At 37.4% G+C, this 26,508-nt stretch carries 20 protein-coding genes and 1 riboswitch; of the genes, 13 read left to right on the top strand and 7 right to left on the bottom strand.

The genetic code is table 11. The annotated features are described in order from the left end of the window. Nucleotides 1-741 precede the first annotated feature (741 nt). Nucleotides 742-1,857, top strand: coding sequence for an alanine racemase (alr, locus tag ACFIML_RS07495; protein ID WP_375687784.1), 1,116 nt, complete (start codon nucleotides 742-744; stop codon nucleotides 1,855-1,857). Nucleotides 1,858-3,391: 1,534 nt separating this feature from the next. On the opposite strand, the gene gcvP is transcribed toward alr, so the two are convergent. From gcvP to gcvT, 3 genes are read right to left on the bottom strand one after another with little or no spacing between them, the layout of a single operon-like run. Next, nucleotides 3,392-6,187, bottom strand: a complete 2,796-nt coding sequence (gcvP, locus tag ACFIML_RS07490) for an aminomethyl-transferring glycine dehydrogenase (RefSeq protein WP_375607369.1) — start codon at nucleotides 6,185-6,187, stop codon at nucleotides 3,392-3,394. A gap of 5 nt (nucleotides 6,188-6,192) precedes the next feature. Then, a complete protein-coding gene (gene gcvH / locus ACFIML_RS07485) occupies nucleotides 6,193-6,561 on the bottom strand; it encodes a glycine cleavage system protein GcvH (protein ID WP_375607353.1) in 369 nt (122 codons plus the stop codon). A 6-nt stretch (nucleotides 6,562-6,567) separates the two neighbouring features. Beyond that, nucleotides 6,568-7,680, bottom strand: coding sequence for a glycine cleavage system aminomethyltransferase GcvT (gene gcvT / locus ACFIML_RS07480; RefSeq protein ID WP_375607354.1), 1,113 nt, complete (start codon nucleotides 7,678-7,680; stop codon nucleotides 6,568-6,570). A 136-nt stretch (nucleotides 7,681-7,816) separates the two neighbouring features. Next, nucleotides 7,817-7,914: riboswitch (glycine riboswitch) on the bottom strand. Nucleotides 7,915-8,359: 445 nt separating this feature from the next. Here gcvT and ACFIML_RS07475 point away from each other — a divergent pair. The 4 genes from ACFIML_RS07475 to ACFIML_RS07460 all read left to right on the top strand — a co-directional run bounded on the left by ACFIML_RS07475 (nucleotide 8,360) and on the right by ACFIML_RS07460 (nucleotide 12,863). Continuing rightward, the gene (locus ACFIML_RS07475) at nucleotides 8,360-9,022 is read left to right on the top strand and encodes an LON peptidase substrate-binding domain-containing protein (protein ID WP_375610818.1); all 663 of its coding nucleotides are present in this window, start codon (nucleotides 8,360-8,362) and stop codon (nucleotides 9,020-9,022) included. Nucleotides 9,023-9,035: 13 nt separating this feature from the next. Beyond that, nucleotides 9,036-9,242 (top strand): Trm112 family protein, encoded by a 207-nt coding sequence (locus tag ACFIML_RS07470; RefSeq protein WP_375614754.1) that lies wholly within the window; start codon nucleotides 9,036-9,038, stop codon nucleotides 9,240-9,242. A 1,071-nt stretch (nucleotides 9,243-10,313) separates the two neighbouring features. Further along, on the top strand, nucleotides 10,314-10,457 hold the full coding sequence (locus ACFIML_RS07465; protein WP_375607370.1) for a hypothetical protein: 144 nt from the start codon (nucleotides 10,314-10,316) through the stop codon (nucleotides 10,455-10,457). A gap of 1,374 nt (nucleotides 10,458-11,831) precedes the next feature. Continuing rightward, nucleotides 11,832-12,863 (top strand): aspartate-semialdehyde dehydrogenase, encoded by a 1,032-nt coding sequence (locus ACFIML_RS07460; protein WP_375686713.1) that lies wholly within the window; start codon nucleotides 11,832-11,834, stop codon nucleotides 12,861-12,863. 332 nt (nucleotides 12,864-13,195) lie between these two features. Here ACFIML_RS07460 and ACFIML_RS07455 read toward each other — a convergent pair whose 3' ends face one another. Beyond that, nucleotides 13,196-13,834, bottom strand: a complete 639-nt coding sequence (locus ACFIML_RS07455; protein WP_375607357.1) for an SH3 domain-containing protein — start codon at nucleotides 13,832-13,834, stop codon at nucleotides 13,196-13,198. Nucleotides 13,835-14,336: 502 nt separating this feature from the next. Here ACFIML_RS07455 and ACFIML_RS07450 point away from each other — a divergent pair. The 3 genes from ACFIML_RS07450 (at nucleotide 14,337) to ACFIML_RS07440 (ending at nucleotide 16,911) form a co-directional block, all read left to right on the top strand. After that, complete coding sequence (locus ACFIML_RS07450; RefSeq protein ID WP_375608717.1) at nucleotides 14,337-15,155, top strand: MetQ/NlpA family ABC transporter substrate-binding protein; 819 nt, start codon at nucleotides 14,337-14,339, stop codon at nucleotides 15,153-15,155. Nucleotides 15,156-15,224: 69 nt separating this feature from the next. Continuing rightward, nucleotides 15,225-16,259, top strand: coding sequence for a methionine ABC transporter ATP-binding protein (locus tag ACFIML_RS07445; protein WP_375607359.1), 1,035 nt, complete (start codon nucleotides 15,225-15,227; stop codon nucleotides 16,257-16,259). Continuing rightward, the gene (locus ACFIML_RS07440) at nucleotides 16,252-16,911 is read left to right on the top strand and encodes a methionine ABC transporter permease (RefSeq protein ID WP_375607360.1); all 660 of its coding nucleotides are present in this window, start codon (nucleotides 16,252-16,254) and stop codon (nucleotides 16,909-16,911) included. Before ACFIML_RS07445 ends, ACFIML_RS07440 begins: the two co-directional genes overlap by 8 nt. A 915-nt stretch (nucleotides 16,912-17,826) precedes the next feature. On the opposite strand, the gene ACFIML_RS07435 is transcribed toward ACFIML_RS07440, so the two are convergent. Then, nucleotides 17,827-18,306, bottom strand: coding sequence for a MaoC family dehydratase (locus ACFIML_RS07435; protein WP_375607361.1), 480 nt, complete (start codon nucleotides 18,304-18,306; stop codon nucleotides 17,827-17,829). 159 nt (nucleotides 18,307-18,465) lie between these two features. Here ACFIML_RS07435 and ACFIML_RS07430 point away from each other — a divergent pair, with 159 nt between their 5' ends. Next, entirely contained in the window at nucleotides 18,466-19,800 is a 1,335-nt protein-coding gene (locus ACFIML_RS07430) for an NAD(P)H-dependent oxidoreductase (RefSeq protein WP_375608716.1), read from the top strand. An 809-nt stretch (nucleotides 19,801-20,609) separates the two neighbouring features. Here the strand turns inward: ACFIML_RS07430 and ACFIML_RS07425 are convergent. Then, entirely contained in the window at nucleotides 20,610-20,960 is a 351-nt protein-coding gene (locus ACFIML_RS07425; protein WP_375686715.1) for a hypothetical protein, read from the bottom strand. Between the two features lie 2,019 nt (nucleotides 20,961-22,979). Here ACFIML_RS07425 and ACFIML_RS07420 point away from each other — a divergent pair. Genes ACFIML_RS07420 through ACFIML_RS07410 form a run of 3 tightly spaced genes read left to right on the top strand, consistent with a single transcriptional unit; the run spans nucleotide 22,980 to nucleotide 25,755 of the window. Further along, nucleotides 22,980-23,723, top strand: a complete 744-nt coding sequence (locus tag ACFIML_RS07420) for a creatininase family protein (RefSeq protein ID WP_375609692.1) — start codon at nucleotides 22,980-22,982, stop codon at nucleotides 23,721-23,723. Nucleotides 23,724-23,744: 21 nt separating this feature from the next. Continuing rightward, on the top strand, nucleotides 23,745-24,773 hold the full coding sequence (locus ACFIML_RS07415; protein ID WP_375609691.1) for a CobW family GTP-binding protein: 1,029 nt from the start codon (nucleotides 23,745-23,747) through the stop codon (nucleotides 24,771-24,773). Between the two features lie 10 nt (nucleotides 24,774-24,783). Next, nucleotides 24,784-25,755, top strand: coding sequence for a WD40 repeat domain-containing protein (locus ACFIML_RS07410; protein ID WP_375687781.1), 972 nt, complete (start codon nucleotides 24,784-24,786; stop codon nucleotides 25,753-25,755). Here ACFIML_RS07410 and ACFIML_RS07405 read toward each other — a convergent pair. Beyond that, the gene (locus ACFIML_RS07405) at nucleotides 25,752-25,955 is read right to left on the bottom strand and encodes a hypothetical protein (RefSeq protein WP_375614752.1); all 204 of its coding nucleotides are present in this window, start codon (nucleotides 25,953-25,955) and stop codon (nucleotides 25,752-25,754) included. The two genes, ACFIML_RS07410 and ACFIML_RS07405, sit on opposite strands and share 4 nt — an antisense overlap. Nucleotides 25,956-26,269: 314 nt before the next feature. Between ACFIML_RS07405 and ACFIML_RS07400 the strand changes: the two genes are divergently transcribed. Beyond that, on the top strand, nucleotides 26,270-26,508 hold a 239-nt coding region (locus ACFIML_RS07400), incomplete at its 3' end, for a hypothetical protein (RefSeq protein ID WP_375687779.1).

Raw genomic sequence — 26,508 nt, 5'->3', positions numbered from 1 at the left:
GCACGACTCCACAACAAAGTTTTCGGCATTACATCCATTGTTTTCTTTACTGACCTTTTTACACTGCCCTTTCCATAAATAAATGAGTCGAACACCTTCTATGATCGATAAATTGATTTCACTAAAAACCAATCAAACGATAAAAAGCAAATATCGTATTCCCACTTCATCTTGAAAAGAAATAATGTCCAAATCAACAGCTATTGATGTATCAGAAAGTGTTTATACACTCTTTCCCATTTAACAAAAGTAACTTTAAATGCATAAGATGACATCCAAAATTACACAGATGAGTGATCTTCCCCTTTATGGTAAAAACTTGTAATGCATTGATTTAACGTGGTTAATTTAATCATTTTACCTTCTCTAAATAAGCAGCCAATGCAATATTTAATCAAAACAATCATACCAGCAACAATAGTCTAACATTGCACTCTTCAAAATGATACAATACAATAAACTATGCTTTCTTTTTTAAGAAGCCTCAATTAAAAATAAATAAAAAAATAAAAATCTATGCTTCACAAATTATCAGAAAACACCATGTTGATAACAACACAAATAAAACTAAAGTATCTCTTATATCCAGAGTAGCATTTTACATAAAAAACGACTTTAATGGCAGTATAGGCTTCTTATGATTTTGACCATAGCAAACCGTATCTTTCATCTCTCATAAGTAACCTCTATAAAATAACCAAAGAAAACTGCGTATTTCACGAATACAGATAAGATTTTAAAATGAAAAATTCCGTTAATGACGAAATAAATACATCACTCTATGCAGCTGTCGCAACCATTGATGTCAGTGCCATTGTTGCCAATTATATCACTTTAGCCAAACGTGTAGCCCCAACAGAATGTTCAGCAGTTGTAAAAGCAAATGCTTATGGATTAGGCGTTCACAAAATTGCTCCTGCCCTTTATCAAGCTGGTTGTCGCACTTTTTTTGTCGCACAAATCAGAGAAGCACTCCAATTAAAAAGCATTTTACCATCAAATGTCATGATTGCCATTCTGAATGGACTTCCACACTTAGCAGAAGAATTTGTCGCACAGTCTGGTATTGTTCCGGTTTTGAACTCTTGGAATGCCATTGAAAATTGGCAAAAAATTTGTCAAAAAAAAGATAAAAAATTTCCAGCAATTGTTCAAATCGATACCCATATGAACCGATTAGGACTTGATCAAAAAGAATTACAAAAGCTCATCAAACACCCTACAATTTTCAAAAAAGCAGACATAAAATATATTCTCAGTCATCTTGCTAACGGAGAAGATGATACCCACCCATCAAATTATGCCCAATTAACTTCTTTCAAAACTGCCCTTGCGCAACTACCAACCTGTAGAGCTTCCTTTGCCAATTCTGGAGGTATTTTTTTAGGATCAGATTTTTATTTTGATCTTGTTCGCCCCGGTATTGCACTTTACGGAAGCGCCCCCTCAGGAAAACACGCATCCCTTCTAAAACCTGTTTTAAAACTTGAAGCTCAAGTTCTTCAAAACCGTGTTGTTGATGTAGATACACCTGTTGGTTATGCAGAAAGCTTTATAACCAACAGACCAAGCACTCTTGCAACCATTTCTATAGGCTACGCAGACGGCTGGCTCCGTGCTCTTTCGAATAAAGGAACTGTTTATTTCAACGGGCACAAACTTCCCATGGTTGGGCGGGTTTCTATGGATTCCATTATTGTAGATACAACTGATCTTGATCAAAAACCTCAAACAGGTGACTGGATCGAACTCATTGGTCCCCATCAAACACTTGAAAAAGTATCTATAGATGCCAATACCCTTCCCAATGAAATTCTAACATCTCTTGGACCACGCTATAAATACATTTACACATAAAAACTCTTTAGCCATAAAGAAATAAATTGATAAAAATCATCATTTTAGAAAATTGAGGGGCTTTTACAAAAGATTTTACAACAATCAACCACACAGAATGGTCACAGACACCGTACATTCACAGAAATCTCAAAACAGACAAGTTGATGGACTATTTTATGGAAGTAGCTTTCATCTAAAATACAAAAACTTAACCTTTCCCCATAAATTGACAAAAAAGAATCTACTACAAATTTTTTAAAATTAATTTCCCAATTAAAATCATTCGCTTGCATACCACAAACTGGATTATGTGTAGATAAAAATGATTTAAGAAAAGATTAATGCCTCTTATGAACCATAGTGCCAAGAGCTATAACATTAAGCGCTGGCAAAATGTATGATAGTGCCGGCTTATTCCGTTATGAAGTGTAAAGATTGGGGGGCTCTTAATAGATTTATCGTTCCACTCACAAGCGCCGTCGCGAAATGGGATTGGAAGCGAAATGTGTCTTTAAAACAAACATCTGAATTAACAACCCAAGTATATTCTTTTTGGAGCGTTCTGTTTCACATGAGGATCGTGCCCCCACTAAAGAACACAATAAATAAAAGCATGGAGCAATGTGCAATCCCTATTATTAAAAAACATTGCTTTAAATGCTTTTGAAAGCCGCAAAGCTGAATTAAAAGGAGATGATAAACTGAGGATTGATTTTTATCTTTACGGCTTTACATTTTTCCAAAATTAGATTGTCTTCCAGTTTAAAAGGTTACGTCAACAAAAATACGCAATTCCCTCGCCCTCATCTGACAAACAAAAGCAGGAATTACTCATAAAGCTCTTTTTTCTCAATCTCTGGCTCAAAAAATTTCGCTGCGTTAAGTTTGGATGTTGATTTACAGGAAACAGCTAAAGCACACGAGCTCTTAGGAAAACAGCGCCGTAAAGTCACAAACTGACTTGCAATGAAGTGGAAAGATGTGCCGGCTTTTTATAAGACACCTTGTAAAAAATACCCATAATACATTTGGCTTTGCGTTTGCTCATTCTAACAGATGTTCTTATATATTTTTGCGTCATATTTATAAAAAGCAGATTAAAGAGAAATATTTAGACAATTTTTGACTCGAAAAGATGCAACAACAGAGTTTCGCGTGTCTTTATCATCAAAAACACTAAAATTGATTTTATTCTTTCTACAACCGGTCGTCGTCACCCTAGTGACGAGTAGTATATCACAACACATGCAACAGACGTGACCTATCCTCATAGGTTTCGCTCTCGTTTACATGATTAGCTGGCTAGACCGATGGCCTAGTCACTAAAACCATGTCATACGGTAGAAGGCAAAGGAGAGCATACCTATTGCCGACAAAACACAGCTTTTTTGTCAACTTTTTCGATTTTGCTCATGTTATAAAAAACAATGCAAAATTCTAGAAAACAGACAAATAACGCCATAGCAACAGAACCAATAAGCATAAAACCCACACAAAATGTGTGGGCTTTTTTTGTTCATGCAAATAAACCAATTAAATATATATTTTTCGTTTAATAGGTATTTCCCAATGGCGGACACGAGCAAATAAGCATTCTGTCTCCCGCAACATTATCAATACGCGATACAGGAGGCCAATATTTATTGGCTGGATCAAGAAAACTGTTGGGAAAAGCAGCTTCTTGTCGCGAATAGGGTCGTGCCCAAGCATCATCTAAAGTATCTACCACTGTATGGGGGGCATTCACCAATGGATTATTGTCTTTTGGCCAAACCCCGCTACCAACTTTCTTAGCCTCTTCAGCAATAGAGAGTAAAGCATCACAAAAACGATCAATCTCTGCTTTTGGTTCTGATTCCGTTGGCTCAATCATCAAAGTTCCCGGAACAGGAAACGACATCGTGGGCGCATGGAATCCATAATCAATGAGACGTTTTGCAATATCATCAACACTCACCCCATACTGCTCTTTCAACACGCGTGTATCCACAATACATTCATGCGCAACACGCCCATGCTTGCCCCGATAAAGAATGGAATAAACTGGTGAAAGACGTGCAGCAATATAATTGGCATTTAAAATGGCTATTTGTGTTGCATATTTTAAGCCATCAGCCCCCATCATTCGAATATACATCCATGTAATCGCAAGGATAGACGCACTTCCATAAGGAGCAGCCGAAACCGCATGTGTTGTCCCATCCTGTTCATGACCTGGTAAAAATGGTTTGAGATGCTTTGCAACACCAATTGGTCCCATACCAGGACCACCCCCCCCGTGGGGAATGGCAAATGTTTTATGAAGATTCATATGACAAACATCAGCGCCAATATCCGCAGGACGAGCAAGACCCACAAGGGCATTGAGATTAGCACCATCAAAATAAACTTGTCCGCCATTTTCATGAATAATAGAACAAATTTCCTTAATGCTTTCCTCGTAAACACCATGGGTTGAAGGATAAGTAATCATAAGAGCAGCCAATTTATCTTTATGCAATTGCGCTTTCATCTTGAGATCGTCTACATCAACATCACCATCGCTTAAACATTTTACCACAACGACTTCCATCCCTGCCATATGGGCCGAGGCTGGATTGGTACCATGCGCAGATGCAGGAATAAGACAAACTGTACGTTGATGCTCTCCCCGTGATTGGTAATATCGTCGGATAGCCAAAAGCCCAGCATATTCACCTTGAGCACCAGAATTTGGCTGAAAAGAAACTTGCGCAAATCCTGTAATTTCGCACAACCACGCATTTAACTGGTTGATCATCTCCAAATATCCCGCTGCATCCTCTTGTGAAACAAAGGGGTGTATATTGGCCATACTAGCCCAACTTACAGGCATTAATTCAGCCGCAGCATTAAGCTTCATTGTACAAGAACCAAGAGGGATCATAGCGCGATCCAGCGCCAAATCCTTATCCGCTAAACGACGCAAAAAGCGCATCATATCTGTCTCTGAATGAACCGCATGAAAAAAAGGCTGAGAAAGAAAAGCAGCCTCCCGTTTTTTTCCAAAGAGTCGAGGAGAAGCCTTATCGCCTAATTGTGCCCCAAAAAGCTGCGCTAAAGCACCAGCATCTCCTTCTGTTGATAATTCATCAAAATTGATTGCAATAGTGTCATCATCAAGAACACGAATAAGGCGCCCACCTATTTTGGCTTGATGCGCAATCTCACGCGCTTTTCCCTTAACAGAAATACTCACACAATCAAAAAAGCTTTTCCCTTCAACATGAACCCCTGCTGCTTCTAAACCAGCAACAAAACGACATGTTAAATGATGAATTCGCTGTGCAATTTCTTGTAAGCCTTTTGGCCCATGCCAAACAGCATAAGCGGTTGCCATATTAGCCAACAAAGCCTGCGCTGTACAAATATTTGACGTCGCTTTATCACGCCGAATATGTTGTTCACGTGTTTGCAAAGCCAAACGAAAACCAACGCGTCCTTTGGTATCCACGGATTGACCAACAATACGCCCTGGAATAAGACGCGTTAACGCATCACTCACAGCAAGGTAACCAGCATGTGGACCACCAAATCCCATCGGAACGCCATAACGCTGCATAGAGCCAACAACGATATCTGCCCCCCATTGAGCAGGTGGCTCCTGAAGGGTAAGCGCTAAAGGATCAGCTACAACGATAACTAAAGCTCCCTTTTCCTTTGCCTCTTTTATGATCTCACTGTAATCATGAAAAGAACCTTTTGTATCTGGCCAAGATAAAACAATTGCCGCTGTATCAGAATCAATTTCGCCATTTTGGCTAATCTGAATCCCTTGTGTTTCAGCACGCGTTTGCGCAACACTCAAAGTTTGAGGATGTAAAAGACTCTGAAGAGAAATTTTTGTTTTTTTCTCACGGAAAGAGCGAAAAGCAAGGGCATTGGCTTCAGCTAAAGCAGTTGCTTCATCAAGAAGGGAAGCAGCAGAAACAGGCAAACCTGTTAGTTCACTAACCAATGTCTGAAAATAAAACAAAAGCTCTAAACGACCCTGGCTAATTTCTGCTTGATAAGGCGTATAAGCAGTATACCAAGCAGGATTTTCAAACAGATTTCGTAAAATAACCGGAGGCACATAAGTTCCATGATATCCTTGCCCAATAAAACTTTTATGCACATGGTTACGCTCCATCATCTTGGAGAGTTCTTCTAAGGCTTGTCCTTCACTAGCGGCCTCTGGAAGATTCAATAAACGTCCCAAATGGATAGAGTGTGGAACAGCTTGAGAAATGAGTGTCTCAACACTATCAAGCTCTAAAACATCAAGCATTTTTTGTGTTTCATCAGGACGAAGCCCAATATGTCGAGAAGAAAAAGAACGCTCGATCATGGTACTCATCCAATCAAAGCCTTATAAGCATCTTCATCTAACAACTCGTCCAGTTGAGTTTCATCTTGCAATGTCATCTTCCATAACCAGCCTTCTGTTTCGGCTTTCTGATTTACCAATTCAGGATTATCCGCCAATGTTTCATTTCTTTCGACCACTTCACCATCAAGAGGAGCATAAACATCTGAAGCCGCCTTCACTGATTCCACAACAGCCGCCGCCTCTCCTTTGGAAAGTTTTGTTCCACTTTGTGGTAAATCAACAAAAACCAAATCCCCTAATTGCTCTTGCGCATAATGCGTAACCCCAACAGTCACTACTTGTCCTTCAACTCTAAGCCATTCATGGTCTTGTGTAAAATAAGTTTTAGACATAAAAAATCATCCTTTAAAATAACGTTGTTCAACAAAGGGAAGAGAATGAACTGATAGTGCAATCTTTTTGCCTCGCAGTTCTGTAAAGACTTGTGTTCCTTCAACTTTAAAATCAACAGGAACGTAACCCATCGCGACAGGCCCCTCAAAAGAAGGACCAAAACCACCTGATGTTACAACGCCAATCTCATTACCTTGATCATCAAGAAGCAGCGCACCGGCACGAATAGGTTGGCGCGTTTGCGGTTTTAATCCAACACGACAACGAGCAGGTCCTTTTTGCAGTGCTTCAAGAAAAGCCTTTGCACCATAAAATTGTGCTTTTTCTCGAACACTTTTAGGAACAGCCCATGTTAGAGCCGCATCAATAGGTGTCGTATCAGGGGTAATATCATTTCCATGCAAACACAGCCCCGCTTCCAACCGCAAGCTATCGCGTGCTGCAAGTCCAATCCACTCAACACGAGAATCACTCAGCAATTTTTCAGCCAACATATGCGCATGCCCTATAGGCAAAGCAATTTCAAAACCATCCTCTCCCGTATAACCAGAACGCGTTATAAACCAATCCTGTTGTGGTTCGAATCCTTGCATAAAGAACAATTCATTCCCTGGCAAATCCGCATCAGCAAGAACAGCTGCCGCTTCAGGACCTTGAAGCGCAAGCAATACCCTTTCAAGGGCAATCACTTGACATTCAAAATCAACCGCACGCTTTTCCAATTCTACAAAATCAGCCTGTGCATTCCCAGCATTGGCAACCAACATAAAACGGCCCTCTTCCAAACGGGTAATGATAAGATCATCAAGAATACCAGCCTGCTCATTAAGCAAATAATTATACCGTGAGTGTCCAATCTTTAAAGCTGCTGCATCAATGGGAAAAGCATAGGACAAAAATTCCACGGCTTGTGCCCCTTCAACTGCAATCAATTTCATATGAGAAATATCAAAAAGTCCTGCATGTGCACGCGTATGAAGATGCTCTTTTAAAACGCCAAGAGGATAAGTTAAAGGCATGTTCCAGCCCGCAAAAGCACCAAATTTTGCTCCTGCTTTTTCATGCAAATCATATAAAGGAAGTGTTTTTAAAAAAGATGTTTCTTGTGCTGTGCCCATAATAACTCCAAAGCTGCGCTAACGCCCACAGAATATGGTCGTCTCTGCCCCCTCTGTCATCAACCTGAGAGACTCGCGAAAAAATTTTCCGCTTACACCTTCGGCGCGGGTTCTCCCGACTTTCCAGATCTGCCTTCTTCCTTTTACGGTCCTTAAAGCCTGAGAGATTATGGGCTATTTCCCCTTCGGCGGCAATGCGAAAATTTGCAATCTGCACTCTCCCGCAAAAGAATGAAAGAAACGATAACGCTCTTTCCAGCATATTTAAACCTATAGCCTATCTTTATCACACTGTCATTAGTAAAGTGATGAAAATACTCTCATTTTAAAACTTGCATAAGCTGCTTCAAAAGATTTATAATATTATCCTTTTGAACCTTACAAAAATTGCAAGGAACACATTTTAGGAAATTTAAGACAAAAATCAAAAGCTATAAACAAAAATACCTCTTGAAAATCATGCAAAACGTCACACACTAAAAAGATCGCAAGCAATATTCTTTCGCGTACAGTTCAACCTTAAAGATAGGGTTTCATATTCTTTTTGAGAATAAGGACTTCAAATATTTTATAAGTATGGTTTTAATGCACAAGAAGTAGGTTTTCTGCTTTCTCAATAGTGTCATAAATAGCGACTATTTACAGAATAAAACTACCGAACAAAGGTGACAAAATACTCATGAAAGCTGGTAATATCTCTTACAATTGCGAAAATGATCTTCCAAAGCAAATTGCTCTTTTTCCTTTAGAAGGTGCACTCTTACTACCCGGTGGTTTTTTATCACTTAACATTTTTGAACCAGAATCACTTGAAATGATTGAAAATGTTATGGTAACTGATCGTCTATTGGGCATTATTCAACCACTTTCATCGGATACAGATCGCTTCTCTACACAACTTTATAAAACAGGCTGTATAGGGCGCATTACAAACTACAGTGAAACAGGAAATGGACAACTGTTCATTATCTTACAAGGTGTTTGCCGCTTCACTTTAGAACAAGAATTGAAAAACACAAAATCCTATCGAACAGCTCTCATCCAATCAAACATAAAAGACTTGCAAGAATTTGATATTGAAGAAAGCATTAACCGAGAGAACTTACTCGACGTTGTAGAAAAATATCTAACCATCCATGAAATGGAATATAATTGGAGCAGCATCATAGAAGCCCCTACACCTATATTGGTTAATGCTTTTTCTGCCCTTATCCCCTTTACACCAGCAGAAAAACAAGCTCTCCTTGAAGCTCCAGATATCGAAAGCCGTGCCCAAACTCTTCTTGCATTAACAGAACGCTCGCTCATGAAACAAACAGGAACAGATTACCGCTTAAACTAATGAATATCCAAACATGAAAAAAATGACTACAGATCCCAAAATGCTCGAATTGCTCGTCTGCCCAATGACGAAAGGCACGCTCTCTTTCAACCGAAAAACACAAGAGCTCATTTCTCTCAAAGCCAAACTTGCCTACCCTATTCGTGATGGCGTTCCCATTATGCTTGCCTCAGAAGCGCGCTCTTTGCAAAACAATGAAGAAATAACGCATAAAAAATAAAAAATCCTCATGCAATTTCCCTCTACAAGCCCACTGTTATCAAGCCTCTATCAATATGATATCTCAAGTATTGACGAATTCTGAAAAAAAGCGTTTTACAATAAAGATATTTATATCGCTTTACACCTTGTAACAAAAGCCAAAAATATCACCAGATTCTCTCATTCCAGCCTGTTCATACTAAAGCAATCAAAACCATTCGCTTGCACAACACAAGCATCTGAATAAAAATAATTAAAAAGGGAATAAAAATGGCTCTTATGAACCTTTTAAATACAAAAGCCATAATAACATTTTGAATCAACCCAAGTGAATGAAGTTTATTATATTAAACATAAAGATTGTTATATTTCATGGACTTTAATTTATACTATTTACGAGCAACATGTTTGAGATACCTCAATTTAAGATGAATAAAAACGATAAGCTGTATCATCTTCTGTATACCATATAGAAGACAAGAATATTTATCTGTTTGCATAATCTTTGAAATGAAGACGCAACCTAATTTGGGAGAGAAAACATAAAATCGTAAAGGAGAAAATCACCCCATTACCTTGCCATCACCCTTTAATTCCGCTTTACAATTTTTAAAAGTATCTAAAGTATCTCAAGCAATATTTTTATGTATAATACACGCATTAATTACGTGAAAACTTGAAAAAATAAACAAGAAACACTGTTGTAATTTCAATTGACGATTGAAAGTAATTGCCTTATGAAGGAGGCTTGTGTTTTTGGTTGTATACGCAACAATCAAATAGGGTCTGGAAGCCCGAAAAACTCAAACTAGAAATAAAACCGCTTTTGCGGATATCCCGGAATTTCCGGGGGCTTTTGTTATGTCCAAGTGCTTTCAGCACTAAAAGCAAGAGGCTGTTTTGAGTCAGCACTTCCAGCCCCCGGAATACTAATGCGAGGGCGCTCGCAACCGGTGGGGACATCAAGTGAAAGCTAAAAATCTACATTTTTACGATATTTCTTTAGGCAAAAAAATTCGCTTCAGAAGAAACGTCATGGGGGTTTTCTCAAAAACAATTAGGAAGTCATTTAGGCGTAACATTTCAACAAATCCAAAAATATGAAAAAGGCTTAAATCGCGTAAGTGCAAGACGTTTACAGGAAATTGCTCATATATTAGATGTTCCCGTTTCCTTCTTTTATGCTGATAGCGCAAAAAAGAAGAGAACCTCTATCATTGTGATGACAGAATAGCAAGCAAAGCAGAATATTTACTTTTGAAAAATTTCAGAATACTGACCCGCAAAAAACAAAGAGCAATTTTGCAGTTGATTTCTGATGAAAAAAATAACCCCTTATTTTCATAAATTCATTGCAAGGATAATCAAAGTCCTTAATAATCTTGACAAGAATTTTGCCTGTCTCCCCATACCTCATGAGAATGAAAATGCTTAATCTAATCTGGTATGTAAATAATCGGAATTCTAACGAGTTTAACTTAGAAATAGCACTTTGATTTATAATCATATATCTAACGTTATTGATATTGAATAAGTGTTCCGAATATCGTAAAATTCTTTCATTTCAAACGTGTTCTATATTGAATCAATCAAAATCTCTTGTTTGCACATTACAAGCAAAGTTGGCGTGTAAGTAAAAATGTACAAAAAGGCATACCTCTTATTGAATCGTCTCACAGACCAAGAGCTGTAACGATATTGGGTGCTGGGAAAATGGATGATGGTGCTAACTTTCTCTTTTATTAAACGTAAATATGGGAGTGTTCAACGGCTGGCTTTCCACTCATATAAGTCACTTAAAAAAGGCTTGCCAAACAAGCCTAAGAATATTCCCACACACTAAAAAACACTTAAATATATCGAGAAAGCTTAAAGATCTTATACCATCATACTCCAAATAATGATATTTTATATCATAATATTATTAAAGTAAAAATAAGAAATATAAAGTAAAAAATAGATACGAAAAATATATATATAACTTTCATAAGAATTTATATATACGAATACTTAAGTTTATTCTGTTGTGCTATGAATTCTATCATTTAAGGTATGAGGATATGAAGCACGCATACCTCCTTGAAACATTCAAATGTTTTTTAGATACCCAATATCTTTTGAAATATTTTTAGGCCTGCTTGTTGAGCCTTTAGTTTAAGTGAAAAATGGGAAGCCGCTAGAATCTAGCTGTTTACAGACTGTAATAGGAAGTTTCGCTTTTAAAGGCATAGGGAGAAAATCAAATAATTCAACAATTAACAAATAAAGTATTAAAAGATTCAACCAACGCGATACGTAATACCATCTTTAAAAAATTCAAAAGTATGAAGGTAAACATTGACAGAAGATAAGGAATTCACTTAATTAAAGTGCTCTCTAAAGAGGTAATAGTTTAGCGTAAAATATTCAATTTTTTCAATTCTGAAAGATTAAAAGAGACGTATCATTTGAAATAAAACAATTTATTGTGCTAACGATGATGATTGGTGTGCACAAAATTGAGTTGTTGAAAATCAAAAATATAATTTAACGATGTTCCTTGACCAACTCACTCTCTCCTGAGTATAGCACGGGGAATAAACGTGGAGAGACATGAGGAGTATAGAAAATGAGTTTTAAAGTTGCAATTGTTGGCGCAACCGGCAATGTTGGTCGTGAAATGCTTACAATTTTAGAAGAGCGTGGTTTTCCTGCGCATGAAATTGTCCCTCTCGCATCACGACGCTCATTAGGACAAGAAGTTTCTTATGGAGATAAAACTTTAAAAGTAAAAGCACTGGATACTTACGATTTTTCAGACACAGATTTTTGTCTTATGTCTGCAGGAGGGAGCATTTCCAAAGAATACGCCCCTAAAATCGCTGCTACCGGCTGTGTCGTCATCGATAATTCCTCCACGTGGCGCTATGATGCCAATGTTCCGTTGATAGTCCCTGAAGTCAATGGCGAAGCTATAAATGCCTTTTCTAAGCGTAATATTATAGCAAATCCTAATTGTTCAACAATTCAACTGGTCTTAGCTTTAAAACCTCTCCATGATGCTGCAATCATTAAACGTGTTGTTGTCTCTACATATCAGTCTGTTTCTGGAGCTGGTAAAGAAGGAATGGACGAACTTTTCGAACAATCACGTGCAGTTTTTGTTGCAGATCCAATTACATCAAAAAAATTCACTAAACGCATTGCCTTTAATGTCATTCCTCATATCGATGTTTTCATGGAAGATGGTTATACAAAAGAAGAATGGAAAATGACCGTGGAAACAAAAAAAATTCTCGATCCGAAAATTAAATTAACAGCCACTGCTGTTCGGGTTCCTGTCTTTATCGGTCATGCCGAAGCTGTCCATGTTGAATTTGAAAAACCACTAAGCGCATCTGAAGCACAAGCGCTCCTACGCGATGCACCCGGCTGTCAGCTTATCGATAAACACGAAGATGGTGGCTATACCACCCCTTATGAATGTACGGGAGAAGATGACACCTTTATTAGCCGTATTCGTGAAGATATCACCGTTGAAAATGGTTTAGCTTTCTGGGTTGTTGCCGATAATTTAAGAAAAGGAGCAGCATTGAATGCCGTTCAAATTGCTGAATTGCTCATTTCTCGTAATTTGATCAAGCCAAAGTCGATAAATTAATCATCTTCCTGTCCGACAGGACAAGGAACCTTATACAAAGCCGGTCTGTTAAAAAGTCCGGCTTTTTTAACAGCTTCCCTCTAACACCATCTTAAAAGGTTATTATTTCAAAGCACTGGCAAATTCCACCCTGAATATTCTTAGCTCTCTCTGCCTTAAAGAATGAAGCTCTTTCCCTGCACCAATCTGAACACAATCACACTTTTGAAGGAGCTTGCACTAATATCCACCTTAATGCCGCTTTACGAAACAGCAAGAGCAGCAGCATAAGCATTGTTTGCTTCATGCTGCTGATCCTTTTTGTCATTCCGGTTGTGAAATTAACTTTACCCTTATCGAGCAGGATAAGTCACGACACGGTAACGCGTTTCATTGCGTTCAAAGTTTTTGTAATTGACATCATCCGGAAAGGAGGGATTATAAGCATTCACGCGCTTTACAGAAACTCCTTGCGCTTTTGGCGACGGATTTAAAATTGTCCGCTCATCTCTTTTTTTTACCCCGGTGGAATCGATAATCATATCTGTTCTATAGAGTTTTTGCATGTTTTTGCGTGTTTTTTGAATCGCCGGAAGAGCTTTAAAATCAGAAACAGCCTGTTTCACTTTTTCTTTTGGTGATTTTACCATGGATTTTGATTTTGCTGGCATCTTTTTAAAAGCAATGGTAGGAACATCGTTAACATTGACGTAACGTGCAGATGCCCAACCAACTTTTCCATGATAACCAAGAGAACACCAAGTTTTATTGGATAGGCAGCCATAAATTTGCACTTTTGCTCCCATTGGAACCATTGCGATAACTTTATAAGCTGTCGCAGGGCCTGTGCGTAAAGATACCTGACCTGATGCAACACGAGCAACTGTTCCTGTAATGGTTCCAGCTTCCGCGTGAAAAGCAGTCACAGCCACCCCTGACGCTCCTAAAGCCCATAAAGTCATCATTGTTGATAAAAATTTCTTTCTTAACATTATTTTTCTTCCTCTCTAAAACATATGAAGGACAAAAATTCGCCTTTGCAAAAATTTGCCGCGTTTAAATCCAATGATCAGCAACCTTTTTCCCCAAAAAATCCCACAACATTGCAACAAAACCTCTCTTTATCGCCTACACGAACACGGCCTTTTGATCTTGATTGCGCAGTATGTTCTTCATGAATTTACGGCTAAAACATCATCTGATTGTCCAGTTCTTCAACCAATTGTCCCTTACAGAAGTTTTTAAAGGGGCATTGGTTCCCTCAACAAATGATTGCAATAAAAGAATTAATTATTTGAATTTCAGAGAATTTCTATGAACAAAAGATGATCAGCCCCCAAAACAACTAAAATAGAAGGAAAAATAATACTCTTTTAAAAATAAAAGTGATTGAATATTCTCTAAAGCTTGTATAACTTTAAATCTGCCTAAAAAGATACAGAGTATATTGAAACTTCCCTCAAAAAATTTCTCGAAAAAGAAAGTTAAAAGCATATGACATTAAAAAAAATTTTTCGTAGTCGGATTATAGGATTATTCCTCTCTCTCTTTGCACTTTTTTTGTCTACTGCTTTTTCCATGGCCGCAGACAAAACAAAGATCAAACTTGGTATTATGGAAGGGCGGGATGCGATTATTTGGAAAACTGCTGCGGAACAGGCTAAAAAAGCCGGTTTAGATATTGAACTCGTTTATTTTTCTGATTACGCTTTGCCTAATGATGCTGTTAACGCAGGAGAGATCGATGCGAATGCTTTTCAGCACGCCCCTTATCTTAATGAACAAATGAAACAACGTGGCTATAAACTTTCAATTGTCGGCTATACATTTATTGCTCCAATCGGTGTTTATTCACACAAAATAAAAGACTTAAAAGATCTTCGTGATGGTGCTCATGTTGGTATTCCGAACGACCCATCTAATGGTGGAAGAGCCTTACTTCTTCTTAATTCTTTAGGTCTCATTAAGTTAAAAGATCCTCATAATATTCTTGCATCTCCACTTGATATTATTGAAAATCCTAAAAATCTGCAAATTCGTGAGCTCGATGCCGGTATGTTAGGGCGAGCTATTGACGATTTTGATCTTGCAATTATAAACACAAACTGGGCTATTGTTTCTGGATTAAGTTTTGAAAAAGATGTGGTTGCATGGGAGAGCGCCAAAAATAATCCTTATGATAATATCATCGTTGTACGCACGAGCGAAAAAGATGAACCATGGGTTAAAAAATTAGTTGCCGCTTACAACAACGATCTTATCCGTACAAAAATCAAAGAGATTTTTGGCAAAACCGCCCAAACATCTTGGTAATTGTGCCAAATATCTGAGTAATTGTGCCAAGTATCTGAGTAATTGTGCCAAATGTCCGAGTAATTGTGAATGGAAAAACCTACTCTTATCTCCTTAAAAAACATCAGCCGTTGTTTTAACAAAACGGCTGGTGTTCCGGTAATTAATAATCTCTCTTTAAATATCCATGCTGGTGAAATCCTTGGCATTATTGGGCGCAGTGGAGCAGGAAAATCAACACTTATCCGCTGTTTAAATGGGTTAGAGAAGATTGATGCAGGGGCCATTTTTTTTGAAGGTGTTGATATTTCCAATCTATCAGAGATAGAATGGGCGCCTTACCGTCAACGAATTGGGATGATTTTTCAACATTTCAATCTTCTCTCATCGCAAAATATTCTTGATAACATTGCATTGCCGCTTAAATTAAGTGGTGTAAATAAAAAACAACGCCACAAACGTGCCCTTGAACTGATTGAATTAGTTGGGTTATTTGGGAAAGAATATTGCTATCCGGCACAATTATCTGGGGGGCAAAAACAACGCGTTGGCATTGCTCGTGCTCTTGCTGCTAATCCTAAAATATTGTTATCAGATGAAGCCACTTCTGCTCTTGACCCTGAAACAACACAATCTATTCTAGAGCTCCTTGCTGATATTAACAAACACCTCAATCTCACGATTGTGCTCATCACCCATGAAATGGAAGTTGTGCGCACCATAGCGCATCGCGTTGTTGTTCTTAATCAGGGGAACATTGTAGAAGAAGGACGTGTGAAAGACATCTTTACATCACCGCAAGACGATACAACCATAGCCATGCTCAAGCTTGTAACCCCGCAACTTCCTGAAAAATTTGCGAAAAATCTCAAACCAATCGGACGAGAAGCTGTCATTGAAATTAATATTGCCGGTGAAATTGCCCAGCAGCCTTTTCTTCATCTTCTAGAAAATGAGAGTGGTTTAAAAGCACGTATTTTGCATGGTGGCATTGATACAGTTCAAGATGAAACCATCGGGCGACTCTTCTTGGCTCTTCCTGGAGAAGATAAAGAAGCTTTAGAAAAAGCTGTTCAATGGTTAACGAAAAAAGGACGATATTGTGAGGTCTTAGGCTATGTTTAATGTTCTGTCTCATGAACTTCCCCAAGCTGTTATTGATACAATATTGATGACACTTAGTGCTTCTGTTATGGCATTTATTATAGGGCTTCCCCTTGGTCTTCTTCTTCACACAACAGCACGCGGAGGGATTTTTTCCTCATCTCTCATCAATCGCCCTTTAAGCATGATCATTGACAGTATTCGTGCCATTCCCTTTATTATTCTTGCATTTTATCTTCTGCCCATAACGCGTATCGTTGTAGGAAGAGGGATAGGAATGCCTGCTGTAATTTTTATACTGACCATTTCAGCTATCCCTTTTTATGCTCGCATGGCGGAACTCTCTTTTAAAACCGTTGAAAACGGTCTCATTGAAGCGATCCGCTCGATGGGTGCAAGTCGTCTTCAAATTATCAGACATGTTCTTATTCCTGAAGCTCTCCCTAGCCTGATTACAGGTTTTACAGTCATGGTCATTTCTCTTATAGGAGCCACCTCACTTGCTGGATATCTTGGTGGAGGCGGTTTAGGGGATATGGCAATCCGCTATGGCTACCAACGCTACAATACCTTCATCATGACCATCGTCATCATCCTTTTGATCGTGCTCAATATTACAACCCAATGGACTTCTGATAAAATCGTACAAAAACTTGATAAAACGAAACATTAAAAGACTTAAAATTTCACATGCCAATACCATCATCCTCTTTGCCACTTTCCAAGTGTACCAACCCTTGCCTATCGAAAACGCTCATAAGAGATTAGGAACTTTTTCCTTAAACAGTTTTTATCTCTCCCCATCCGTTTGTAACATGAAAGAAAATAGTTTTAATGGCTTTAATATAAAAGGGGATAAAATAAGAGATCTCATAGTATGTGAGACTCTCTTTAAATTAAGACATTGACCACAACCTCTCCAAACCGTAGATAACACATTGAATTTATAATGATAATATGGTGTTATTCATATTGAACGAGAACTCTGAATACCGTAAGATCCTCTCATTCCCAATTTGTTCCATATAGAATCAACCAAAACCTCTCTCTTGCACGTTACAAGCGGGAAGAGCCGTGTGAGTAAAAACATACAAGAAAGGAAGGCATGCCTCTTATGAATTATCTCCAGCGCCAAGACCTGTCTTAACATTGGCGGCTAGCATATAATATGATAATAGTATCGGTTTTCTTCTTCACAAGCATAAAAATATGAGGGTGCTCAATGGCTTTATCGTTATACTATTCACAGGCGCCATTGCGAAATGGGTGTGACGAGCGTTGAGAGACATTGCTTTAAAATAAGCCTGTGAATTGGCAACGTAAGTATATTCCATTTGAAGCGTTCTGTTTTACGTGATGGGTATGATCCCATAAAGAACGCTATAAATAAAAGCGCGAAGCAATGCACTATCTTCATTAGAAAACTCCTCTTCAAAACGATCTAGGAAAGATAGTAACCTGCTATGGCTATCAACGCTATGATAGCTCGATCATATCTATTATCCTATAGATTATTCTCAATATCATCATTGAAGAAACTTCTAATAGAGTTGTATAAAAATTTTGTAAAATAAAGCACTCAAATAATCTAGATATTGGAAGGTTTTTCTTCCACAACAGCAACGATAAGCCATTGAGCGGTAAGAGCTGGTTTTTTTAACTTTTCAATTTCCACCGTAACCCCATAATGGAAAACCACTCGACCAGAAGGGCGAATTTCTGCGTCGTCTAACACAAAACGCGCACGTATCCGTACCCCTGTTTTCACAGGACTCATGAAGCGTACTTTATCGAAACCATAATTAATCCCCATTGTGGTCCCTTCCAACTCAGGAAGAGTCTCATAAGCGAGCGTAGACAAAAGCGATAATGTTAAAAAACCATGAGCAATCGTGCCACCAAACGGTGTTTGCTTAGCCTTTTCCTCATCAACGTGTATCCATTGATGATCATCTGTAGCGCATGCAAACTGATTAATCATATCCTGTGTAACAAGACGCCACTCCGATAATCCTACTTCCTTCCCAATAAAACTGGTGATATCTTGTACTGCTATTTTTTGCTGCATAACGCTATTCCTATTTTATTCGATAAAAGCCCCCCTCTTGCTTTTATAAAATCCATTGATTAGAGCATCAAGAATAAAAGATTAATTGTCTTAAAAACAAATGCACCTTATGAATGAGAAAAGTTCTTTAGCAGAATAGTTTTCAAATAGGAAAAAAGAATGGCAAGCAATGTGAACCTAACAGGTTTAGCGCATGATTTGAAACAACGTGCAGAAAACCACCCCCCCATCCGTATTGGACTGATTGGTTGCGGTGAAATGGGGACAGATTTATTATCAAGTATTGCGCATATGGATGGTATAACAGTCGCTGCTGTAGCCACGAGGACACCATCACGTATTTTTGATGCCGCTACACTAGCCTATGGCGAAGATGGACATGTCTGTGAAATTGAAAATGCTCATGCTCTCACGCAAAGCATTGAAAATGGTTTGATTGCAGCGACAGATGATATTGACCTTGTTTTGCGCCATGAACAAATTGATATTATCATTGATGCAACAGGCTATCCCGAAGCAGGAGCAGAAATTGGTATCAAAGCGCTTGAGAATAACAAACATCTTGTCATGATGAATGTTGAAGCAGATGTTACAATTGGCGCTTATCTCAAACATGAAGCAGAAAAACGAGGGCTCATTTATACACTTGGTGCCGGCGATGAACCAACTTCTTGTATGGAACTCATAGAATTTGTTTCAGCTCTTGGACATAAGATTGTTGCAGCAGGTAAAGGAAAAAATAATCCTCTGCGCTTTGATGCTACACCTGATGCTTACGAAGAAGAAGCATTCCAGCGTAATATGAATGTACGCATGTTGGTTGAATTTATTGATGGTTCCAAAACGATGGTTGAAATGGCAGCCATTGCCAATGCCACCGGACTTCTCCCCGATTGCCCAGGAATGCATGGACCACGAGCAGCGCTACAAGATTTAAATAAAGTGCTTATTCCAAAGCAAGATGGAGGCATTTTACAGCGATATGGTGTTGTAGATTATTCAATAGGTCAAGGTGTTTCACCAGGTGTTTTTGTGATTGCAGAAATAGCACACCCACGTTTACGCGAGCGTATGGAAGATTTAAAAATTGGTCAGGGGCCTTACTTCACCTTTCATCGCCCCTATCATTTAACAGCAATGGAAGTTCCCCTTACCTGCGCACGTATTATGCTTTATGGAAAAAAAGATATGGTCCCTCTTAGCCATCCCGTAGTAGAAGTCTGTGCTGTTGCTAAAAAAGATTTACATCCAGGTGATCAGCTAGACTTTATCGGTCTTTATACTTATCGTGCTTGGATAATGAACATCGCAGAAGCACGCGCTCACCACGCCATTCCTTGTGGTCTTTTGGAAAAAGCAACAGTAACAGCTGCAATTAAAAAAAACGAACTCATTACAGTACATAATACAGCCATTCGTGAAGATCAATGGATTGCACGTCTTCGTGCTAAACAAGACCTTTTACTTCATTACCCTTCTTCCACTAAGCTATAAATGCTCCTGAATTACCTTACTTAACAGTATCCTTCCCTTAAGCAACAGAATAACCCAGAATACACCTCTATCGCAAATACAAGTTTATATTTTAATAAAAGCATTTTCCAACGATGCACATCACCACTTCCCTCTCACAATATGTCCTGTAAATGCGACAATATAAACCACCCCATGAGATGGCATAAGATTCATTGTGTATCACTATCTTTACTCTATGAAGATACAAACCAGCATCATCATTTATTTGCCAATATTACAACAGCCCTTGAACCTTAGAGATAATTCATGAGAAGAATTTTTACTCTTTTTTTCTTTAATAATTTTGTCCATACACGAACACAACTTGTTATACATAAAAAATACTTTTTATGGATTTAACATCAACAAATTTGAAATGATAAATAATAATTTCTCATTTTTCTTATTGCGTGAGAACCATGAATACAGGGATACTTTTTTATTTTATCCCCTTATGAAAGATAAAAAAATTTAAAAAGGATAAAATATACCTTTGATGAATAATCTTCATATGAGAAAAGGTAGACAATATTAAAAGACTGATAAAGATAGTAAGTATACTATCCTTATTACTAGAAAATAACCATAAACTGTAAAAAAATCAGGTTACACTAATTTGTAAAAAAAACATAAATGTAGGATCTTGAACTTTAATAATGTTAATAAAAGCTACATTTAATATTAAGAGTAGTGATTTTATTATCTAGTATAGTATAAATAATAAAATATTTATTTTTTTAAATAATGAAGTGAACAAAAAATCCTCGACTCTGTCGATGAGCTTTCTACTAAAGTGTAATGAATATTCCAAAAAGAGATACAACAGCACCTAATACATCCCCAATACATAAAGAAGCAAGAAGTGATAAAATACCTATCCCCCCCCAAAAGGCTGAACCTGAAAAGGCAGAAGCTTTTTCAGGTTTCCCTAAAGCAACTTCATTTTGTCCTTCAATGTTATGGATAACAACCCTATCTACCGCTTTAACAACCGCACTTTTTTCTAATGTAGAAACAATTCCTCCCTCTTGAAATTGATTTTTTACAAAACTTGCATTTCCCTCTATAGTTTGTACAAAAAAAAGAATAAATAGTGTAAAAGTAAATGAACATACACGATTTTTAAATATTTTAAACATAGCTTTCTTTGCTCCTCTTTTTCTTCACTGAAAAAATGAAAGAATATTCACATATATAAAAACCAAAACTTATATTTAATCATTTATATAATTACACATAAATAAAATATTATATGTAATTTTGTTATTAACATATAACACATTATGTATTACATGTAAAGATAAAAAACAATAAATGATAAAAATAATAAGAATTTGTTAAATTTATTATTATAAGAAATATTACGAAACAAATTCATTTAAAAAATTATATAATAGAGCTTTTATAAATAATTTAAAATGTAATTAATTTTAAAGAATTATAACATTAAAAACTTTCAATATAATGATAGTGCTTGTCTATTATTTCAATAAAAATAAATAGCACTTAATGGATTTTTATTATATCACTCATCAGTAATATTAAAAAATAAAATTGGTAGAGAATAAAAAAACTTGATCTAAAACAAATATATCATAATAAATAAATCTTTAAATAGTATACTATTTTTCTATAAAATAGGTATAAATTGTAACAAAATATTGACTTTCAAACCTAACAAAACAAACGCATAAAATAAGTAAATCTATCAGATTGACAAAAACATTATAAGCAATAATTGATCTCCAACAAACTACCTAAAATTAAATAAAAAGAGAGTCATGAAAAATAAGTTGATCCCACAAAATACTGAAAAACAACTTTCTTTATTAATTTTTATAAAAGTTATTCCATATTTTTCGTCAATATTGTAGAGCGTAGCCTTATTTATATTTTGAGTAATTATATTTACTCTGTATTAGTAAAAAATAATTCTCTTTGAAATAAATTTTTGTAATATTCACATAACTGTCTGCAATTTGTGCAAAATGAATAATAATAAAGAATTGATCAAATGCTTGAAGGAAAAGTGATAGAGAAAATTACTAAAAAATTACATTTTTGAAATACTAACTTAAGTAGCGCATTGAAAAAATAACGCCATAAAACTGATATTGAATAATAAATTTATTGTTTTGCCTGTTGAATGAGAAAGCTAACGATTATAAAACTCTCTTATATTTTAACTCTGTTTATATTGAATCAATCAAATTTCTTCACTTGCAAATCACAAACGAGATCGATGTGTGTATAAATACACTTGAAGAAAGGAAAATATTACTTATGAGGTATCTTAACTATCAAGCGCTGTTAACATAGTATTGAAAACTGGCAAAGTGAATGATGGTGCCCCTTTTTACTTTTAAAGTGTAAAGATGGTGGAACACAATAGATTTTATATTATAAGGTTTTACCCTTATACCATTCACAAGCTGCGTCGTGAAATAGGCTTTGGTGTACTAAATGTTTCTTTAAAACAAGCGTGTCGATGTGCAACACAATGGCGTTCTGTTTATCATGTATCCAACGGTGTTTCTTTTTGAATCATCTTATAAACTGCTCTCTGAGAGAGCAAATTCTATCTTAGTGAATTCTTCCCTTTATATTCATTTTTTCTCATGAACACTAAAGTCTGTTAATACACTATCCAAAATAAAATCAATCAATTTCTATTCTTTTGTAATATAGATACGTACACTTAACTTAAGAATTTAGGAATGCTGATTGAAACCAAAATCTGTTCTATCGTAGTACTCATAACAACAAAAATACTTTGACTATTCTTGCTCCATAGCAGAAAGAAGCATATGCAGCTTTATCAAAACTTTCACTTTAATAGACAATAGAAAAATCAGTTTTCATTACATGATGTGAAGTATTTAATATGCCCGAAGATTTACTTGTCAAAAACAAGAATACATATCAAAAATCTTACAAGAGATATCTATCTTGAGAAGAGTCACCTCATATTACATCAACAATTGAATTGGCTTTTTTCAATAAAAGCTTCACTGTTTTTAACAAAGCTCTCATTTTTATAACATCCCTCTGTAATGTAAAAATATGATATTTGCATTTCTTTTATATATAGACTAAAAAATAACTCTAAAGCCTTTGATCACTTTGTCTCTGTTGACTTCTCTTTTGGGCATTAATTTATGGTATCTAACCCACCTTTTCTCGCTCTTTTACCTTTAGGTGCACATGAATATCACGGAGAGCACCTTCCCTTTGAAACCGACTGGATTATAGCTGAAGCATTTGCAAAAGCTCTCACTTTACAAACAAAAGAGCAATTCCCTATCGCACTTTTACCAGTTGAAAAGATTGGCTATTCCATAGAACATATGGATGTTACAGGTACACAAACCCTTACCTTTTCTGATGCGATTAAGCGATGGATAAAGATTGGTGAAAACTGTTATCACAAAGGGATCAACCGTCTTCTTCTTCTCAATGCTCACGGAGGCAATTCACCTTTAATGAGCATTGTTATCACCGAATTACGAAAGCGTCTTTCCATGCTCGCTGTAGCAACAAGCTGGAGCCGTTTTGGTTTACCACAAGGTCTCATGGAGCCATCTCAACAACATCTTGATATCCATGGAGGTTTTATCGAAACCTCTCTCATGCTTTATTTAGCACCGGAAAAAGTTCATATGGAGAAGGCAAAAAATTTTCATAATAAGCAAGCAGATATGATTGCCAATTATCGATATTTACGCGCTTATGGTCCTCATGCCTTTGGTTGGACAATGCATGATCTAAACACGCAAGGTGCAGCAGGAGACGCAAGCAAAGCAACACCACAAGCCGGTGAAGCAATCTTTTCTCATGTTCTGTCTCAGCTTCGTGATTTACTTGATGATATCCATCGATTTAACATAAACACATGGCAATAAAGAACAATAAAAGGTCCCTCCATGGAAAAAATACAGCCCAACAAACTTCCTGTTACGGTTCTCACAGGCTATCTTGGCGCAGGAAAAACCACACTTCTCAACCGCATTCTTAGTGAAAATCATGGCAAACGTTATGCCGTCATTGTCAATGAATTTGGTGAAATTGGTATTGATAATGACCTGATCATTGAATCAGACGAAGAAATTTATGAAATGAATAATGGTTGTGTTTGCTGTACCGTACGTGGTGATCTCATTCGCATTTTGGAAAGTCTCATACAACGTTCTCATCGATTTGATGCGATTATTATCGAAACAACAGGGCTTGCTGATCCCGTCCCTGTAGCACAAACCTTTTTCATGGATGATACGGTCCATGAAAAAACAGCTCTCGACAGTGTCATAGCGGTCGTTGATGCAAAGCATTTGCCCTCTCAACTAAAAACAAATCGTGAAGCTGAAGATCAAATTGCTTTCGCAGATATTGTTCTTTTAAATAAGATTGATCTTGTTACTCAACAAGAACGCAGCCATGCTGAATCTCTCATTCTAGCTATTAATCCTCGCGCTATACTCTATACAACACAGCGCGCCGATATTCCTCTTGAGACACTCCTTAATCGTGGTTTTTTTGATCTCCAACGGACTCTCGATCATGAGCCTCATTTTCTCGATCACCAACATAAAGACCAACACGCCGACCATGTGTGTGGTCCCGATTGCGATCATGACCATCATAACGTATCCACCCTTCATGATATTACCATCACTTCTGTAAGTTTAAAAACAGGCGCTTTGCAACCAGAAAAGTTTTTTTCTTGGATTCAACAGGTTACGCAGCAACAGGGGCCTAATATCTTGCGTCTTAAAGGCATTATCGCCTTTCAAGGAGACGATGATCGTTACGTCATTCAAGGGATACATATGCTTCTTGAGGGACAACATCAACGCCCATGGCGTGAAGATGAAAAACGAGAAAGCCGTCTTGTTTTTATCGGACGCTCTCTTGATGCCAAACAGTTAAAAACTGGTTTTGAAAATTGTGCATGAGTAAGTAATAATGCCAAACATTACCCATTATTATCTCAAAAGTTACTGCCTTTCCTGCGGTTTTATAGGCAATAAACCAGCCTTTGTTTCCGTAGAAGGTTTCATTGTTTTTTTAACCCCAACCCCACAAATCGTTGAAGTTCACCAAGGAATAATTTCAAGCCATTTTTCCCATGACAATACCGCAATCATCACAGGGGGAGAAGATGGAAAAGTCTGTCAAACAACCGCAGAGGATCACACAGAAGTGTTAAGCCAAAAAGAACGCAAATGGATAAACAACGTTGCTTTTGGACCACAAAAAGCTTTTGCCTTTTCCTCCTCTCGTCTCGCATTTGCACAGGTTGGAAAAGAACAGCAAGAGCTCACGCATGAACGCAGTGTAGAAGGCCTAGCTTTTGCCCCAAAAGGTTTACGACTTGCCGTTGCCCATTACAATGGTGTTACTCTTCATTGGTTATCAACGCAAATATCTCCTACCACATTGGTATGGAAAGGAGCTCATTGTGGTGTCACCTTTTCACCAGACAACCGCTATGTCATTTCCACGATGCAAGAAAATGCCTTGCATGGCTGGCGTCTGACTGATAATCAGCACCTCCGCATGAGTGGCTACCCAAGCAAAGTCAAAAGCTGGTCTTGGAGCGCCAAAGGAAAATGGCTAGCAACCTCAGGTGCCTCTGCTGCAATTATTTGGCCCTTTCATACAAAAGACGGCCCCATGGGAAAAACACCTCTAGAACTAGGCACACGAGCAAATGCGCTTGTGAGCACCGTTTCATGCCACCCAAACAAAGAAATTGTAGCAATAGGCTTCAATGATGGAATGATTTTAGCCGCATATTTTCATGATGGAAAAGAAGTCCTTCTAAAAGGTTATGGGAAAAGCGCTATCTCAGCACTCAACTGGGATCAAGCAGGGCACAACCTCGCCTTTGGAAGCGAAAATGGTGAATGTGGTATAATCAATATCACTGATTAAATTACACCAACAAGCGCAATCATCGCTGATAAAAAATGCCCACACAATCCTCCAGAAATCTTATCCCCTTGCATCTCTAGAGCTCTCAGAAATCCTACCTCCCTAATCTCCCCCCCCAAAAGTCTCCTAAAATCTTCGTAATCATTAAATCTTCCCTCTTCCTTTCCTGCACCCTTTCGACAAGAAAATACCTTAAACATGTTTTTGACATTTTAACATTGCTACCCCCATACAAGAATAAAAACATCACCCCTAAGACCGCCCCCTATCTCCCTATAAACATCTATATAGGCTACATACTTCCATAACAGCATTTTTCTTAAAAATTTGGCAAAAAATAGCTGATCTCATCATAAAAACAACGATTTATTCCTACGATCAGAAGAAGGGAATTCAACACTATTTTCCTAAATAAAAAGTTTTTTGAGTTCCCCCTCTAAAGAACAAAGTTTCCTACGAGCAGCCTTCTACACTTTAGTTTCTTGCCTAGAAAATTCTATCTAATAATCATTTCATGGAGCTTCTATTACCGCCCTCTGTTCCGGTATCACCTTCATCTCCAGATTCTGTTCCTTCTGCTTCTTCCCCTGTTGAACCAAAGCCTTCTGAGTCCTCTGATGCTTTGGAACCTTCGTCTAATCTCTCTATATCGCTTGATGTTCCGCCTGAGCTAGGTATTAGAGCTGTTGTTCCACAGGTTCCAACTTATCTTCTTTTGCCAAATGCCTTATTTCATGCTGGTTTAGTGGATAT

The organism is Bartonella sp. AC62GZZY, from assembly GCF_042196525.1.
In the GTDB taxonomy this organism is placed as follows: Bacteria; Pseudomonadota; Alphaproteobacteria; order Rhizobiales; family Rhizobiaceae; genus Bartonella.
The sequence above is the reverse complement of the archived record's forward strand: the minus strand, read 5'-3'. Positions and strand labels throughout refer to the sequence as shown.

Excerpts from the sequence above, each read along its gene's own strand:
- ACFIML_RS07470 (WP_375614754.1), top strand. The coding sequence starts at position 9,036 with ATGAAAAAAATGACTACAGATCCCAAAATGCTCGAATTGCTCGTCTGC.
- alr (WP_375687784.1), top strand. The coding sequence starts at position 742 with ATGAAAAATTCCGTTAATGACGAAATAAATACATCACTCTATGCAGCT.
- ACFIML_RS07410 (WP_375687781.1), top strand. The coding sequence starts at position 24,784 with ATGCCAAACATTACCCATTATTATCTCAAAAGTTACTGCCTTTCCTGC.
- ACFIML_RS07430 (WP_375608716.1), top strand. The coding sequence starts at position 18,466 with ATGGCAAGCAATGTGAACCTAACAGGTTTAGCGCATGATTTGAAACAA.
- ACFIML_RS07455 (WP_375607357.1), bottom strand. The coding sequence starts at position 13,834 with ATGTTAAGAAAGAAATTTTTATCAACAATGATGACTTTATGGGCTTTA.
- ACFIML_RS07450 (WP_375608717.1), top strand. The coding sequence starts at position 14,337 with ATGACATTAAAAAAAATTTTTCGTAGTCGGATTATAGGATTATTCCTC.
- ACFIML_RS07440 (WP_375607360.1), top strand. The coding sequence starts at position 16,252 with ATGTTTAATGTTCTGTCTCATGAACTTCCCCAAGCTGTTATTGATACA.
- ACFIML_RS07445 (WP_375607359.1), top strand. The coding sequence starts at position 15,225 with ATGGAAAAACCTACTCTTATCTCCTTAAAAAACATCAGCCGTTGTTTT.
- ACFIML_RS07425 (WP_375686715.1), bottom strand. The coding sequence starts at position 20,960 with ATGTTTAAAATATTTAAAAATCGTGTATGTTCATTTACTTTTACACTA.
- gcvT (WP_375607354.1), bottom strand. The coding sequence starts at position 7,680 with ATGGGCACAGCACAAGAAACATCTTTTTTAAAAACACTTCCTTTATAT.
- ACFIML_RS07460 (WP_375686713.1), top strand. The coding sequence starts at position 11,832 with ATGAGTTTTAAAGTTGCAATTGTTGGCGCAACCGGCAATGTTGGTCGT.
- ACFIML_RS07475 (WP_375610818.1), top strand. The coding sequence starts at position 8,360 with ATGAAAGCTGGTAATATCTCTTACAATTGCGAAAATGATCTTCCAAAG.
- gcvH (WP_375607353.1), bottom strand. The coding sequence starts at position 6,561 with ATGTCTAAAACTTATTTTACACAAGACCATGAATGGCTTAGAGTTGAA.
- ACFIML_RS07405 (WP_375614752.1), bottom strand. The coding sequence starts at position 25,955 with ATGTTTAAGGTATTTTCTTGTCGAAAGGGTGCAGGAAAGGAAGAGGGA.
- ACFIML_RS07435 (WP_375607361.1), bottom strand. The coding sequence starts at position 18,306 with ATGCAGCAAAAAATAGCAGTACAAGATATCACCAGTTTTATTGGGAAG.
- gcvP (WP_375607369.1), bottom strand. The coding sequence starts at position 6,187 with ATGATCGAGCGTTCTTTTTCTTCTCGACATATTGGGCTTCGTCCTGAT.
- ACFIML_RS07420 (WP_375609692.1), top strand. The coding sequence starts at position 22,980 with ATGGTATCTAACCCACCTTTTCTCGCTCTTTTACCTTTAGGTGCACAT.
- ACFIML_RS07415 (WP_375609691.1), top strand. The coding sequence starts at position 23,745 with ATGGAAAAAATACAGCCCAACAAACTTCCTGTTACGGTTCTCACAGGC.